Annotated in this window: 15 protein-coding genes; 4 read left to right on the top strand and 11 right to left on the bottom strand. The window is 70.9% G+C overall.

The genetic code is table 11. The annotated features are described in order from the left end of the window. Positions 1 to 12 precede the first annotated feature (12 nt). Together GFH49_RS08450 and GFH49_RS08445 are read right to left on the bottom strand one after the other, a co-directional pair. Entirely contained in the window at positions 13 to 273 is a 261-nt protein-coding gene (locus GFH49_RS08450; protein WP_155055170.1) for a (2Fe-2S)-binding protein, read from the bottom strand. Between the two features lie 133 nt (positions 274 to 406). Next, the gene (locus tag GFH49_RS08445; RefSeq protein ID WP_408055890.1) at positions 407 to 1,762 is read right to left on the bottom strand and encodes a class II 3-deoxy-7-phosphoheptulonate synthase; all 1,356 of its coding nucleotides are present in this window, start codon (positions 1,760 to 1,762) and stop codon (positions 407 to 409) included. Positions 1,763 to 1,864: 102 nt separating this feature from the next. Between GFH49_RS08445 and GFH49_RS41420 the strand changes: the two genes are divergently transcribed. Together GFH49_RS41420 and GFH49_RS08435 are read left to right on the top strand one after the other, a co-directional pair. Further along, a complete protein-coding gene (locus tag GFH49_RS41420) occupies positions 1,865 to 1,963 on the top strand; it encodes a trp operon leader peptide (protein ID WP_408055891.1) in 99 nt (32 codons plus the stop codon). Positions 1,964 to 2,062: 99 nt separating this feature from the next. Further along, positions 2,063 to 3,946 carry an anthranilate synthase family protein gene (locus tag GFH49_RS08435; RefSeq protein WP_155055166.1) on the top strand — a complete coding sequence of 628 codons (1,884 nt, stop codon included), beginning with the start codon at positions 2,063 to 2,065 and terminating at the stop codon, positions 3,944 to 3,946. 78 nt (positions 3,947 to 4,024) lie between these two features. Here the strand turns inward: GFH49_RS08435 and GFH49_RS08430 are convergent, their stop codons facing one another. The 4 genes from GFH49_RS08430 to GFH49_RS08415 all read right to left on the bottom strand — a co-directional run bounded on the left by GFH49_RS08430 (position 4,025) and on the right by GFH49_RS08415 (position 7,845). Next, the gene (locus GFH49_RS08430; protein ID WP_155055165.1) at positions 4,025 to 5,053 is read right to left on the bottom strand and encodes a 6-phosphofructokinase; all 1,029 of its coding nucleotides are present in this window, start codon (positions 5,051 to 5,053) and stop codon (positions 4,025 to 4,027) included. Between the two features lie 108 nt (positions 5,054 to 5,161). Beyond that, positions 5,162 to 5,842 carry a response regulator gene (locus GFH49_RS08425; protein WP_155055164.1) on the bottom strand — a complete coding sequence of 227 codons (681 nt, stop codon included), beginning with the start codon at positions 5,840 to 5,842 and terminating at the stop codon, positions 5,162 to 5,164. Next, a complete protein-coding gene (macS, locus tag GFH49_RS08420) occupies positions 5,839 to 7,056 on the bottom strand; it encodes a MacS family sensor histidine kinase (RefSeq protein WP_155055163.1) in 1,218 nt (405 codons plus the stop codon). The genes GFH49_RS08425 and macS overlap by 4 nt, the downstream gene beginning before the upstream one ends. A gap of 48 nt (positions 7,057 to 7,104) precedes the next feature. Next, the gene (locus GFH49_RS08415) at positions 7,105 to 7,845 is read right to left on the bottom strand and encodes a lysophospholipid acyltransferase family protein (protein WP_155055326.1); all 741 of its coding nucleotides are present in this window, start codon (positions 7,843 to 7,845) and stop codon (positions 7,105 to 7,107) included. Between the two features lie 145 nt (positions 7,846 to 7,990). Here GFH49_RS08415 and GFH49_RS08410 point away from each other — a divergent pair, with 145 nt between their 5' ends. After that, positions 7,991 to 8,770: an alpha/beta hydrolase gene (locus GFH49_RS08410; protein ID WP_155055162.1), complete on the top strand. Its 780-nt coding sequence runs from the start codon at positions 7,991 to 7,993 to the stop codon at positions 8,768 to 8,770. Next, the gene (locus GFH49_RS08405; RefSeq protein ID WP_155055161.1) at positions 8,763 to 9,362 is read left to right on the top strand and encodes a hypothetical protein; all 600 of its coding nucleotides are present in this window, start codon (positions 8,763 to 8,765) and stop codon (positions 9,360 to 9,362) included. Before GFH49_RS08410 ends, GFH49_RS08405 begins: the two co-directional genes overlap by 8 nt. Positions 9,363 to 9,414: 52 nt before the next feature. Here GFH49_RS08405 and GFH49_RS08400 read toward each other — a convergent pair whose 3' ends face one another. The 5 genes from GFH49_RS08400 to GFH49_RS08380 all read right to left on the bottom strand — a co-directional run bounded on the left by GFH49_RS08400 (position 9,415) and on the right by GFH49_RS08380 (position 13,687). Then, positions 9,415 to 10,161, bottom strand: a complete 747-nt coding sequence (locus tag GFH49_RS08400; RefSeq protein WP_155055160.1) for an endonuclease/exonuclease/phosphatase family protein — start codon at positions 10,159 to 10,161, stop codon at positions 9,415 to 9,417. 141 nt (positions 10,162 to 10,302) lie between these two features. After that, entirely contained in the window at positions 10,303 to 11,256 is a 954-nt protein-coding gene (locus tag GFH49_RS08395) for an ROK family glucokinase (RefSeq protein ID WP_155055159.1), read from the bottom strand. Positions 11,257 to 11,311: 55 nt separating this feature from the next. Then, positions 11,312 to 11,839 carry a DUF5304 domain-containing protein gene (locus GFH49_RS08390; RefSeq protein ID WP_155055158.1) on the bottom strand — a complete coding sequence of 176 codons (528 nt, stop codon included), beginning with the start codon at positions 11,837 to 11,839 and terminating at the stop codon, positions 11,312 to 11,314. 59 nt (positions 11,840 to 11,898) lie between these two features. Continuing rightward, a complete protein-coding gene (locus GFH49_RS08385) occupies positions 11,899 to 13,077 on the bottom strand; it encodes an ArsA family ATPase (RefSeq protein WP_155055157.1) in 1,179 nt (392 codons plus the stop codon). A 163-nt stretch (positions 13,078 to 13,240) separates the two neighbouring features. Then, on the bottom strand, positions 13,241 to 13,687 hold the full coding sequence (locus GFH49_RS08380; RefSeq protein ID WP_155055156.1) for an SRPBCC family protein: 447 nt from the start codon (positions 13,685 to 13,687) through the stop codon (positions 13,241 to 13,243). Positions 13,688 to 13,769: the final 82 nt, after the last annotated feature.

The following is a 13,769-nucleotide window of genomic DNA, read 5'->3' as shown; positions in this document are numbered from 1 at the left end:
CGAGCGGCCCGGCTAGGCGGCTTCTTCCAGCTCTTCCAGCTCGGCGAGGACCGGCTCACCCCGGTCGACCAGCTCACGGCGCGGGCAGGCACCCCTGCCGAGCAGCGCCTGGATCCGTCGGACACACGACCCGCAGTCCGTGCCGGCCTTGCAGGCCGAGGCTATCTGGCGGGGTGTGCAGGCGCCGCCCTCCGCGTGTTTCTTCACCTGCGCCTCGGTCACACCGAAGCAGTTGCAGACGTACACGCGGTTCACCTCCCGGGCGGGATTCATAAGGTCGTGCCGTCCCGATGATCGGTGAGGCTAACCTAACCTTACCCGTCGCACAGGCGACCTAAAAGTGGTGTAGGGCGTGGATCGTATGTGATCCACGCCCTACTTCACGCCCCTGTAACAGGCGCGGCCGTCACTGGTCCCTATACATCTCGGCGACGAGGAAGGCCAGGTCGAGGGACTGGCTGCGGTTGAGGCGGGGGTCGCAGGCCGTCTCGTAGCGCTGGTGCAGATCGTCGACGAAGATCTCGTCGCCGCCGCCCACGCACTCGGTGACGTCGTCACCGGTGAGCTCCACGTGGATGCCGCCGGGGTGGGTGCCCAGGCCCTTGTGGACCTCGAAGAAGCCCTTGACCTCGTCGAGCACGTCGTCGAAGCGGCGGGTCTTGTGGCCGGAGGCCGCCTCGAAGGTGTTGCCGTGCATCGGGTCGGTCACCCAGGCCACCGTCGCACCCGACGCCGTGACCTTCTCCACCAGCTCCGGAAGCCGGTCGCGGACCTTGTCCGCGCCCATCCGGACGATGAAGGTCAGCCGGCCCGGCTCCCGGTCCGGGTCCAGGCGCTCGATGTACCGCAGCGCCTCCTCGGCCGTCGTCGTCGGGCCGAGCTTGATGCCGATCGGGTTGCTGATCCGCGAGGCGAACTCGATGTGCGCGTGGTCCAGCTGCCGGGTGCGCTCACCGATCCACACCATGTGCGCGGAGACGTCGTACAGCTGCCCGGTGCGCGAGTCCACCCGGGTCAGCGCCGACTCGTAGTCGAGCAGCAGCGCCTCGTGCGAGGAGTAGAACTCGACCGTCTTGAACTCCTCCGGGTCGGCCCCGCAGGCGTGCATGAAGTTCAGCGCGTTGTCGATCTCGCGGGCCAGCTGCTCGTAGCGCTGGCCGGACGGGGACGACTTCACGAAGTCCTGGTTCCAGGCGTGCACCTGGCGCAGATCCGCGTAACCGCCGGTGGTGAAGGCGCGCACCAGGTTGAGCGTGGAGGCGGAGGCGTGGTACATCCGCTTCAGCCGCTCGGGGTCCGGGACGCGGGCCGCCTCGGTGAAGTCGAAGCCGTTGACGGAGTCGCCGCGGTAGGTCGGCAGCGTCACGCCGTCGCGGGTCTCGGTCGGCTTGGAGCGCGGCTTGGAGTACTGGCCGGCGATCCGGCCGACCTTCACGACCGGCACGGAGGCGGCGTACGTCAGCACGGCGCCCATCTGGAGCAGGGTCTTGAGCTTGGCCCTGATCTGTTCGGCGCCGACCGCGTCGAAGGCCTCCGCGCAGTCGCCGCCCTGAAGGAGAAACGCCTCTCCCTTGGCAACGGCCGCCATACGGGCACGCAGCTGGTCACACTCGCCGGCGAACACCAGCGGCGGATACGACTCGAGCTCGGCGATCACACTGCGCAGAGCCTCGGAATCGGGGTATTCAGGCTGCTGCGCCGCGGGCAGGTCACGCCAGGTCGCTTGAGCAGCGACGGCTTGGGAATCAGCGTTCACGGTCACCCAGTAAACATTACGGGGTCGTGTCGAGTCGTTTTCCCGTCCGCCCGTCTGGTGAGACAGCCGGGGCAGGACCGCAGGGGCCGCAACCCCGCGACGAGCAACATGCCCCGGTGGACCCGCCCGGCGTGGGGTAAGGTGCCTCGCATGTTCGCGCACTCGATCCAGACCTGGTGGTGGACCGCTTCTCCGGCGGCCCGCTGACTGCGCGTACACATCACTTCGCGAAGGCCGCCCGAGGGGCGGCCTTCGGTGTTTTCGGGCCCGGGCCGTGCCTCTCCACCTGAGAAGGAGCACGGACCCATGAACCTGCTCGGCTTGCTGGACGACCCCCGTCCGTTCGCCCTGCTGCGCCGCCGCACCCCCGGCCACGATCACAACACCGTGGAGGTCATGATCGGCCCGGTCACCGCATACGACCACCTCGCCGACCTCCCCGACGAGGGCCTGGCCCTGGTCCCCTTCCGCCAGATCCGGGAGCGCGGGTTCGACGTGCGGGACGACGGGACGCCTTTGGCGGTGCTGACGCCCGAGGTGGTATGTGACATTCCACTGGACGAGGCGCTCGCGAGTCTGCCCGCCCACGCCGTGCACGTCGAGGGCGGCGGTTTCGACGTCGACGACGACGAGTACGCCGAGATCGTCGGGCGCGTGCTGCGCCAGGAGATCGGGCGCGGTGAGGGCGCCAACTTCGTGATCCGGCGGACGTACGAGGGTGGGATCCCGGGGTTCGCACGGGCCGACGCGCTGGCGCTCTTCCGGCGGCTCCTGGAGGGCGAGCGGGGCGCGTACTGGACGTTCGTCGTCCACACCGGGGACCGCACCCTGGTCGGTGCGAGCCCTGAAGTGCATGTACGCATGTCCGGAGGAACGGTCGTCATGAACCCGATCAGTGGGACGTACCGCTACCCGGCCGACGGCCCGGCCCCCGAGCACCTGCTGCGTTTCCTCGCCGACGGCAAGGAGATCGAGGAGTTGTCGATGGTCGTCGACGAGGAGCTCAAGATGATGTGCACGGTGGGCGACATGGGCGGGGTGGTCGTCGGCCCGCGGCTGAAGGAGATGGCCCACCTCGCCCACACCGAGTACGAGCTGCGGGGCCGGTCCTCGCTGGATGTGCGGGAGGTCCTCAAGGAGACCATGTTCGCGGCGACCGTGACCGGCTCACCGGTGCAGAACGCCTGCCGGGTCATCGAGCGGCACGAGGTCGGCGGGCGGGGCTACTACGCGGGGGCGCTGGCCCTCCTGGGCAAGGACTCCGGCGGCGCCCAGACCCTGGACTCCCCGATCCTCATCCGCACCGCCGACATCGACGCCGACGGACGGCTGCGGGTGCCGGTCGGCGCCACGCTCGTCCGCGGCTCGGACCCCGCGAGCGAGGTCGCGGAGACACACGCGAAGGCCGCGGGTGTGCTGACGGCACTGGGCGTACGTCCGTCACGGCCGCGTGAGAAGCACGCGCGCGTGCGTCTCGCCGACGACCCGCGCGTGCGGGCCGCGCTCGACGGGCGCCGGGCCTCGCTGGCGCCGTTCTGGCTGCGGATGCAGGAGCGTGCCCAGGAACTCACGGGACACGCCCTGGTCGTCGACGGGGAGGACACCTTCACGGCGATGCTCGCGCACGTCCTGCGCTCGTCGGGTCTCACCGTCACCGTCCGGCGCTACGACGAACCGGGGCTGCGGAAGACGGTCCTCGCGCACGAGGGGCCGGTCGTCCTCGGTCCCGGCCCGGGCGACCCGAGCGACCTGACGGACCCCAAGATGAGCTTCCTGCGCGGCCTCACCGCCGAAGTGCTCCGCGCGTGCAACAGCCACGGCGTCCTCGGCGTCTGCCTCGGGCACGAGCTGATCGCGGCCGAGCTCGGGCTGGAGATCGTACGGAAGGAGGTTCCGTACCAGGGTGCGCAGACGGAGATCGATCTGTTCGGGCGGACGGAGACCGTCGGTTTCTACAACAGCTTCGTGGCCCGCTGCGACGACGAGTCGGCGCAGGAGCTGGCCGCGCACGGCATCGAGGTGAGCCGGAGCGCCTCCCATGAGGTCCATGCCGTACGAGGGGCTGGATTCGCGGGCGTGCAGTTCCACCCCGAGTCGGTGCTGACGCTGAACGGCACCGCCGTCGTACGGGAACTGGTCGGTCGGCTGCGCGACACCGGCACGTTCTCCGAGCGGCGGCCGGCCCGGTAGTCGAGGACGTTCCTGACCGGGAGTCGTCCTCGGGCGCCGGCCGGGCGGAGATGCCCGGCCGGCGCCCAGGACAAGCCGTCAGCCGAAGAAGACCCCGACCTCCTCGTACAGCGTCGGGTCGACCGTCTTCAGCTTGGCCGTGGCCTCGGCGATCGGTACGCGGACGATGTCCGTGCCGCGCAGGGCGACCATCTTGCCGAAGTCGCCGTCGCGGACGGCCTCGATGGCGTGCAGGCCGAAGCGGGTAGCGAGCCACCGGTCGAAGGCGCTGGGCGTGCCGCCGCGCTGGATGTGCCCCAGGACGGTGGTGCGGGCCTCCTTGCCGGTGCGCTTCTCGATCTCCTTGGCCAGCCACTCGCCGACGCCGGACAGCCGCACATGCCCGAAGGAGTCCAGGGACTGGTCCTTGAGCACCATGTCACCGTCCTTGGGCATGGCGCCCTCGGCGACCACCACGATCGGGGCGTACGACGCCTTGAAGCGGGACGTCACCCAGGCGCACACCTGGTCGACGTCGAAGCGCTGCTCGGGGATGAGGATGACGTTGGCGCCGCCCGCGAGCCCGGAGTGGATCGCGATCCAGCCGGCGTGCCGGCCCATGACCTCGCAGACCAGGACCCGCATGTGCGACTCGGCGGTGGTGTGCAGGCGGTCGATCGCCTCCGTGGCGATGCTGACCGCGGTGTCGAAGCCGAAGGTGTAGTCCGTGGCGGACAGGTCGTTGTCGATGGTCTTCGGGACGCCGACGCACGGCACGCCGTACTCGTCGGACAGTCGCGCGGCGACGCCGAGGGTGTCCTCGCCGCCGATGGCGATGAGCGCCTCGATCTCCTGCTTGGCGAGGTTCTCCTTGATGCGGCGGATGCCGTCCTCCTGCTTCAGCGGATTCGTCCGCGAGGAGCCGAGGACGGTGCCGCCGCGGGGCAGGATGCCGCGCACGGCGGGGATGTCCAGCCGTACGGAGTCGTTCTCCAGGGGGCCTCGCCAGCCGTCCCGGAAGCCGACGAAGTCGTAGCCGTACTCCTGCACGCCCTTGCGGACGATGGCCCGGATGACGGCGTTGAGCCCGGGGCAGTCGCCGCCTCCGGTCAGTACTCCGACCCGCATGGAAATGTCCCTTCGCCGCGGTTGCCTGGTGAGGCAACGCTAATAGTGATCCAGGTCACTAAGGGATGGGTCGGAACGGCAATTCCGGTGAATCAGCGGGCGGTTGGTTTACTCGTCGTCAAGTCCGCGCTCTATGGCGTACCGCACGAGTTCCACGCGATTGTGCAACTGGAGTTTGCCGAGGGTGTTCTGCACGTGGTTCTGCACCGTGCGGTGGGAGATGACGAGGCGTTCGGCGATCTGCTTGTAGCTCAGGCCCTTGGCGACCAGCCGCAGCACCTCGGTCTCCCGCTCGGTGAGCTGCGGGGCCCCCGGCTGCTCGGCGTCCGCCGCGGCGGGCACCGGCTCGGACGCCAGCCGCCGGTACTCGCCGAGGACGAGTCCGGCCAGTCCGGGTGTGAACACCGGGTCGCCGACGGCCGTACGGCGCACCGCGTCGAGCAGTTCCTCGGTCGAGGCCGACTTCAGCAGATAGCCGGTCGCGCCCGACTTGACCGCCTCCAGTACGTCGGCGTGCTCACCGCTCGCGGACAGCACCAGGACGCGCAACGCCGGGTTGTGGCCGACGAGTTCCTTGCAGACCTGGACGCCCGGCTTGGCCGGCAGGTTGAGGTCGAGAACCAGGACGTCCGGGGCGGCGGCCTTGGCCCGGCGTACGGCCTGGTCGCCGTCGCCCGCGGTGGCCACCACGTCGAAGCCGGACTCGCCCAGGTCGCGGGCGACGGCGTCGCGCCACATGGGGTGGTCGTCGACCACCATCACCCTGATCGGACCCTGCCGCTCGCTCATCGCGTCCCCCCTGAGAACTTCGAGACCTTCTTCGGCACCTTCAGTTCGACTTCGGTGCCCTGACCCGGCACCGAGATCAGCTCGGCGCTGCCGCCGATCTCCCGCAGCCGCCCCCGGATCGACAGGGCGACCCCGAGCCGCCCCTCCCCCTCGGCCTGCGCGAGCCGCCCCTCGGGGATGCCGGGTCCGTCGTCCCGTACGGTCACGACGACCTCGTCGGGCTCGTCCTCGACCAGGATCCAGGCCCGGGCATCCTCCCCGGCATGCTTGCGTACGTTGTCCAGGGCGGCCCCGACGGCCGCGGCCAGTTCCTTGGCGGTGGCCGGCGGCAGCGGCACCGGGGCACCGGGCTCGGCGAGGCTGACCCGGGCCCCCGCGCACGGGGCGAGCAGTGCGCGCAGGTCCACCGGCCCGTCCTCGTCCGGCTCTTCGACGGTTCGTACGACCGCCCCCTCGGCGGCGTCCTCCGACACCCGGGAGACGGGCACCATGCCGCCGGAGACCAGCGTGCGCAGCGCCACCTCCTGCTCTCCCGCCATCCGGCCCAGCTCGGCCGCCTCACCGCCCAGGACGGCGCCGCGCCGCTGCACCATGGCCAGCACCTGAAGGACGCTGTCGTGGATGTCCCGGGCGAGCCGCTCCCGTTCGCGGGTGGCGGCCTCGATCTCCAGGGCGCGGGCGAGGGTGCGCTCGGAGGCGCGGGCGACCTCGACGACGTAGCCGATGGCGATGGAGGCGACCCAGACGAGGATCACGTTGTGGACGGTGTCGCGGGCGGGGGCGCCACGGTAGATCAGGTTGGCGACGGCGACCGGCGTGGAGGCGAAGACGGCCCAGCGCCAGCCGCCCTTGATGGCGAACGCGAGCACGGACCCGGCGGTCCATATCGACGGCAGCGTGGGCCCGCCGGCGTCGATCCGCTCGGTGCCGGCGGCGAGTCCGGTGACCAGGATGCCGGTGAGCGCGATGGTGAGGTCGACGGCGAGGAACCGCTTGGTGCAGCTCGCCGCGTTCGCCACCCGGGGCAGGGTCGCGAACGTCCAGACGGCCAGTACGGCGTAGTACGCGATCGCCACCCAGGGGCGGCTGAACTCGTCGTAGTCCGTGGCGAACAGCCCGATCGCGTACAGCAGCGTCAGGATCCGGTAGCCCGTGAGGGCACGCCACAGCGGCTGCTCGACCGACATCCGCATGACGCGCTCGCGCCTGGTCATGTGTCCCCCCCTTTTTGGTCCTTCGTCTCCAGGGCGCTCCAGCCGTGTCTAGGACTCGGACTTGGCCTTCGCTCTGGCCGCTTTCTCCGCGTCCTTCTCGGCCTTGGCCGCCTCCGCGATCTGCCGCTTGGCGGCGGTCGCGTAGATGTCGACGTACTCCTGGCCGGAGAGCTTCATGATCTCGTACATGACCTCGTCGGTCACCGCGCGCAGCACGAAGCGGTCGTGCTCCATGCCGCTGTACCGGCTGAAGTCCAGCGGCTCGCCGATGCGGATGCCCGGGCGCATCAGCTTCGGCATCACCTTCCCCGGCGGCTGGATCTTCTCCGTGTCGATCATCGCGACCGGGATGACGGGGGCGCCGGACGCGAGCGCCACGCGCGCGAGGCCCCCGGGCTTGCCCCGGTAGAGGCGGCCGTCGGGCGAGCGCGTGCCCTCCGGGTAGATGCCGAACAGCTCACCGCGCTCCAGCACCTCGATGCCGCTCTTGATGGCGGCCTCGCCGGCGCCGCGCCCACCGGAGCGGTCCACCGGGAGCTGGCCGACGCCCCTGAAGAAGGCGGCGGTCATCCGGCCCTTGATGCCGGGGGTGGTGAAGTACTCGGCCTTCGCGATGAAGGTGACCTTGCGGTCGAGGACGGCGGGCAGGAAGAACGAGTCCGAGAACGACAGGTGGTTGCTCGCCAGGATCGCGGGGCCCTCGGCCGGTACGTTCTCCAGGCCTTCCACCCAGGGCCTGAAGGCGACCTTCAGCGGTCCCCCAACAGCGACCTTCATCGCGCCGTACAACAACCGAGTGCCTCCTGTGTGTGTCGATCAGACCATAACCCGGCGCACCGTCAATGGAGCCGACGGCCCTGGTCGGTGTCAGTGCGGTCGCGTACGGTGAAGCACACCGCCTTTCTCATGAACGCTCATCGACAGGAGACCCAAGGTGCCGCTCCTCCCTGGAGCCGAGCCGTTCCGCCACGAGGGCGGGGAGGTCGGCGTCCTCCTCTGCCACGGCTTCACCGGCTCGCCGCAGTCGCTGCGCCCCTGGGCGGGGTATCTCGCCGAGCGCGGCCTGACCGTCTCGCTGCCGCTGCTGCCCGGGCACGGCACTCGCTGGGAGGACATGCAGCTCACCGGCTGGCAGGACTGGTACGCGGAGGTGGACCGCGAGCTGCGCGCCCTGCGCGAGCGCTGCACGCGGGTGTTCGTCGCGGGCCTGTCCATGGGCGGCGCGCTGGCCCTGCGGCTGGCCGCCAAGCACGGGGACGCGATCAGCGGCGTCGTGGTCGTCAACCCGGCCAACAAGGTGCACGGCCTCACGGCGTACGCCCTTCCGGTGGCCCGCCATCTCGTCCGTACCACGAAGGGGATCGCCAGCGACATCGCCCTGCCCGGCAGCGCGGAGGTCGGGTACGACAAGGTGCCGTTGCACGCGGCGCACTCCCTGCGCCGGTTCTTCCAACTGCTCGACGGCGAGCTGCCGCAGGTCACCCAGCCGATGCTGCTGCTGCGCAGCCCCCAGGACCATGTCGTACCGCCCGCCGACTCGGCGCGGATCCTGAGCCGGATCTCGTCGACGGACGTCCGGGAGATCCTGCTGGAACAGAGCTACCACGTGGCGACGTTGGACCACGATGCGGACCGGATCTTCGCGGAGAGCCTCGCGTTCATCGGCCGGATCGCACCCGGTCTCGGCAAGGAAGGGACGGCCGCAGGTGGCTGAGCACGACTCCGACCGCGAGGACCGCGAGCCGGACGAGCAGGGCGTCCCCTTCGACGAGGCCGCCGCCTGGGAGGCGATCGTCGCGGGGTACGGCGAGGAGCCGCCGGACCCGCCGGGTGCCAAGCCGTTCAAGTCCATCGAGGATCTGGCGCTGCTGGAGCCGGAGACCAACGACGAGGGCATCGGGGAGACGAAGGAAGCCAAGGACGAGGGCGGCGAGGAGGAGGCGGCGGCGAAGCCTGCCAAGCCGCTCGGCAGCTCCATCTCCTTCGCGCCCGGCATCGGCGGCCCGCGGGACTACACCGCGCCCGAGCCGTCCGAGGACGACTTCGAGGAGGACGACGAGGGCCACTTCGTGCCGCCCGAGCCGCCACCGCTGCCGGAGGCCGACACCACCGCCAAGTTCGCCTGGCTCGGCGTGATCGGCGGACCGCTCCTGCTGCTGCTCGCGGTCCTCCTCGGCTGGGAGATGACCTGGTGGCTCACCACTCTCGGCATCGGCGGCTTCGTGGGCGGCTTCAGCACATTGGTGATGCGGATGCGGACGGACGACGAGGACGACGACGATCCGGGGCGGGGAGCGGTCGTCTAGCTCGCCGGGATTCTTCTAGCTCACCGGGATTCTTCTAGTTCGCCGGGATTTTCTAGTTCGCCGGAATTCTGAGGGCGGCCAGCACCGGAAGGTGATCCGTGGCCGCCCTCAAGTCCGCCTCGGCCACTCCGGGGTGGTCCACCGGTACACCGCAGCCCAGTACCTCGATGCCCTTGGTGGCGAAGATCGCGTCGATACGGCGGTGGGGTTCGTCGCGGATCCAGGTGTGCTCGGCGCCCCAGGGGGCGGTGGCCCAGCAGTCGGTCAGGTCGGTGGCAAGGCTCTGAAAGGTGCGGCCGACAGGCCCTTCGTTGAGGTCGCCGCCCGCGATGGCGTGCTCCACGCCCAGGCCGGCGAGCCGGTCGAGGAGCATGCCGCCCTGCTCGTACCGCTCGTCCTTGTGGAGGCTGAGGTGGCAGCTGAGGACGCCGACGCGGGCACCGGCGAAGCGGACGACTGCGGTGGCGAAGCCGCGGCGGTGCCTGCCGGGGGTGAGCGGGAGGAGGACGTCCTCGGTTCGCTCGACGGTGGCACGGAGGTTGCAGAGGATCGCGGGTCCGGCTGCGGTGGCCCCGCCGGTGAGGATGACGAGGTTCGCCGCACGGGCCAGGCGGGCGAGCTTCTTGCGCCAGCGGAAGAAGCGGGGGGCTTCCTGGATCAGGACGAGGTCGGGATCGCAGGCGCTGATGACGCGCGCGAGGGCGGCCGTGTCGTCACGCATCGAGCGGATGTTGTAGCTGAGAACGCGGATGACGGCTGAACCGTCGGGGTCGGTGGTGGAGTTGGGTAGCAGCGCCATGTAGATCAATTTACGCCCGATGGCTCGGGACGCGAGGCTCGTGAGCGACTGCCGGTCGGGTGTGGCTGGTCGCTCCCCCATCACGGCGGAGCCGCATGTTTGACAAGCCCCGCGCCCCCTGGGGCGACGACAACCGCCGCGTCACATGATCGGGTCAGGCTCCCTCGCCAGGTCCGCCGCGCCCACCAGCCCGGCCTCGTTGCCCAGCTGAGCCGCGATGACGTCGGCCACCGGGCGCCAGTTGCCGCCCACGAGCCAGCGCTTGTAGGACTTGCGGATGGGGTCGAGGACGAGTTCGCCCTCGTCGGAGAGGCCGCCGCCGACGATGAAGGCGGAGGGGTCGAAGAGGGAGGCGAGGTCGGCGAGGCCGGCGCCGGCCCAGCGGGCGAGTTCACGGTAGGAGTCGACGGCGACCGGGTCGCCCTGGCGGGCGGCCATGGAGATGTGCTTGCCCTCGATGCCGTCGGGGGTGCCGTCGCCCATTCCCAGCAGCAGCTCGGCGTTCTCCGGGGTGGCGTTGGCGCGCTGCCTGGCGTATCTCACCAGCGCGCGGCCGGAGGCGTACTGCTCCCAGCAGCCCTGTGAGCCGCAGCCGCACAGCAGGCCGTCCGGCACCATCCGGATGTGGCCGAACTCGGCGGCGACGCCGAAGTGGCCGCGGCGCAGCTCGTTGCCGATGATGATGCCGCCGCCGAGGCCGGTGCCGAGCGTGATGCAGATGACGTTGCGGTGGCCCTTGCCGGCGCCGAACTTGTACTCGCCCCAGGCGGCGGCGTTGGCGTCGTTCTCCACGACCACGGGGAGACCGACGCGGGCCTCGACCTTCTCCTTCAGCGGCTCCTGGCGCCAGTCGATGTTGGGCGCGAAGTACACCGTCGAGCGCTGGCGGTTGACGTAACCGGCGGCACCGATGCCCACGCCGACGATCTCGTGTCCGGCACGTGCGCCCTCCACGGCGGAGGCGATGGCGTCCACGATGCCCTCGGGCGTGCCCGGGGTCGGCACCTTGTGGGTCGAGAGGATGTTGCCTTCCTCGTCGACCACGCCGGCCGCGATCTTCGTGCCGCCGATGTCGACGCCGATGGTGAGTCCCATGAATCCCTCAGTTTCGGTCGAGCCCCGCTATGGCCAACCGTACCCGAGGGGGGCGTCAGTCCAAGTCGATACGCTGGCCGGGGCCGGTGCCCTCGCCGGGGTCCTTGCGGTCGTCGGGGGACTCTTCCAGCTCGTCCATGCGGCCGGTCCAGCGGCGCTCCTGGGCCTGGACGGCGGAGCGGTAGGCGGCGAGGAGTTCGCTGCCGGCTGCCGCGAGGTGGTCGAAGACGTCCGGGTTGCGCTCGATCACCGGCTCCACGGCGGCCCTGGCCTGCTGGACGACCTGGCGCACCATCTGCTCGGCGACGGGTCCGGCGACCGCGCCGAGCAGCGGGGACTGCAGCCCGGACAGCTTGTCCGTGACGGTGTCGACGAGCTTGCGCAGTTCCTCGGCGGCCGAGCCCGGAGGCGGGCCGTAGGTGGCGCGGCAGCGGTCCTTCTCCGCCGCGAGATCCTCGGCACACGCGGTCGCCCAGGCATCGGCGTCAGTCGCGCGTACCTCGTCGGCGGCTTCCCGCTCGGCGGGCTCGAACTTTTCGAGCTTCTCCGGATTGGCGTCGGACGCGTCGCGCTCTTCGCTCATGGCGGACTCTCCTGACTACGGTTCGTCCCTACGACGTTACCCGAACGGGCGTACCGGTTTCACCGTGTCCGGGGCCACTGTCCGGGGTCCGGAACACAGCGGATGCACAGCTCGCCGTCGCGCAGGGCGGCGCCCTCAACCGTGCAGCGGCGCAGGGCGGACGGCAGCGGGACGACACGCCGGAACTGCCCCGCGGTGACGACGAGTTCGTCCCCGCGCCGGACGAGGTCCAGCTCGTCCCGCCGGGCGCCGGGCAGCGGGATGTGCCATACGAGGACCCGGCTGACGCCGTCGTCGGCGAGCCGGTCGGTGACGGGCCACTCGACGGTGGAGGGGTGTGTGTTGACACCGGGGACAGTGAGGTCGGTGAGGTCCTCGGTACCGCGCGGGTCCCGTCCCAGGTGGGCGACGACCTGGACCTCGTACGACCCCTCCCACTCCTCCAGTACCTTGCGCTGCTGGGCGACGGGGCCGGCAAGCCAGCTGTCGGCGGCGGTGTCGGGCAGGACGCGGTTGGCGATGAGGACGTCGGGGCGCAGGCCGCGCAGGGCGAGGGCGAGGGCGGCGGTGCGTACGGCGTCGGCGCCGCTCGGACCGGGCTCCGCGACCAGCCGTACGACGGTGTTCCGGTCGGCGACGACGGCCTCGACCGCGGCCAGCTCCGTGTCCCAGCGGGCGGCGGTCTCGTACAGCCACTCCGCGGGCAGAGGGACCCCGGCGAGCCGCCCCAGCACGGGGCGCAGGGCGCGGGCCGCCTGCCGTTCGGGCGGGAGCAGACGGCGCAGGTAGCGCCGGAGCTCCGCGGGCAGGGAGAGGAGGGCCAGGGCGTCGGGAACGGCCGGAAGGTCCACGACGAGCAGGTCGTGCGCCTCCGCGAGGGCGGCGTCGCGCAGGGCGCGCAGCAGCGTGAGCTCTTCCGCGCCGGGGAGCGGGGTGACCTCCTCCGGGTCGAGCCGGGTGGCGCCGAGCAGGTCGAAGGCCGCCGTCGCACGTTCCTGGAAGGCGGCGAGGTCGTCGCGGAACGCGTCGGCCGCGTCCGGTCGCCAGGCGGTCAGGTGCGGGGCGACGCGGTGGGGGGCCGGACCGACGCTCGCCCCCAGGGCGGCGCCGAGCGTGTCCGTCCGATCGCCGCTCAGCACCAGGGTCTCGATGCCGTCGCGGGCGGCGGCGAGTGCGGTGGCGGCGGCGACGGTCGTACGGCCGCTGCCGCCTGGGCCGGTGAGCAGGATGGTGCGCATAGGGGTGAACCGTAACGGACGTCTCCGTGCAGCCCGGTGGCGCGGGGCCCGGCACCGATGCGGGCCGGGGATGGGTCGCGCGGCCCGGCGCTGACGGGTTGCCGCCCGCGCCCACCCCTGCCGCCCCCAGGCGGCACGACTGCCCGCGGCTTTGCCGATCTCCCTACTGGGCCGGGCCCGACTCCACGCGTTTCTTCAGGCCCGCCAGCGCGCGGTCGATGATGACCTTCTCGGCCTTGCGCTTGATCATGCCGAGCATGGGGATCTTGACGTCGACGGTGAGCTGGTAGGTGACCTCGGTGGCGCCGGAGCCGGCGGGCTTGAGGATGTAGGAGCCGTCGAGGGACCGCAGCATCTGGGACTTGACCAGCGTCCAGGAGACCTCGTGCTCCCCGGTCCAGGTGTACCCGAGCACCTGGTCGTCCTTGATCGCCCCGGCGTCCATCACCAGGCGGACCTCTTCCGCACGCCCCTGACCGTCGGTCTTGAGGACCTCCGCCTCCTTCACCTCACCGGTCCAGTCCGGGTAGCGGGCGAAGTCGGCGATCACCCCCATGACGTCGGCCGGTGCCGCCTCGATCGTGATGCTCGAACTGGTGTGTTCCGCCATCGCCGTGGCTCCTCCAGATGCGGGCCGGTAGAACGTCAGAGATCGTCCTCGTGCGCACGTGTGTGCAGCGTGAAGGCTACCG

Origin of the sequence: Streptomyces blattellae (assembly GCF_009709555.1) — a bacterium.
In the GTDB taxonomy this organism is placed as follows: Bacteria; Actinomycetota; Actinomycetes; order Streptomycetales; family Streptomycetaceae; genus Streptomyces; species Streptomyces blattellae.
This window is presented reverse-complemented; position numbering and strand designations above follow the sequence as displayed.

What these genes read in the sequence shown, in the direction of transcription:
- GFH49_RS08450 (WP_155055170.1), bottom strand. Translation starts at nt 273, where the DNA reads ATGAATCCCGCCCGGGAGGTGAACCGCGTGTACGTCTGCAACTGCTTC.
- GFH49_RS41420 (WP_408055891.1), top strand. Translation starts at nt 1,865, where the DNA reads ATGCCCCGGTGGACCCGCCCGGCGTGGGGTAAGGTGCCTCGCATGTTC.
- GFH49_RS08435 (WP_155055166.1), top strand. Translation starts at nt 2,063, where the DNA reads ATGAACCTGCTCGGCTTGCTGGACGACCCCCGTCCGTTCGCCCTGCTG.
- GFH49_RS08430 (WP_155055165.1), bottom strand. Translation starts at nt 5,053, where the DNA reads ATGCGGGTCGGAGTACTGACCGGAGGCGGCGACTGCCCCGGGCTCAAC.
- GFH49_RS08425 (WP_155055164.1), bottom strand. Translation starts at nt 5,842, where the DNA reads ATGAGCGAGCGGCAGGGTCCGATCAGGGTGATGGTGGTCGACGACCAC.
- macS (WP_155055163.1), bottom strand. Translation starts at nt 7,056, where the DNA reads ATGACCAGGCGCGAGCGCGTCATGCGGATGTCGGTCGAGCAGCCGCTG.
- GFH49_RS08400 (WP_155055160.1), bottom strand. Translation starts at nt 10,161, where the DNA reads ATGGCGCTGCTACCCAACTCCACCACCGACCCCGACGGTTCAGCCGTC.
- GFH49_RS08395 (WP_155055159.1), bottom strand. Translation starts at nt 11,256, where the DNA reads ATGGGACTCACCATCGGCGTCGACATCGGCGGCACGAAGATCGCGGCC.
- GFH49_RS08390 (WP_155055158.1), bottom strand. Translation starts at nt 11,839, where the DNA reads ATGAGCGAAGAGCGCGACGCGTCCGACGCCAATCCGGAGAAGCTCGAA.
- GFH49_RS08385 (WP_155055157.1), bottom strand. Translation starts at nt 13,077, where the DNA reads ATGCGCACCATCCTGCTCACCGGCCCAGGCGGCAGCGGCCGTACGACC.
- GFH49_RS08380 (WP_155055156.1), bottom strand. Translation starts at nt 13,687, where the DNA reads ATGGCGGAACACACCAGTTCGAGCATCACGATCGAGGCGGCACCGGCC.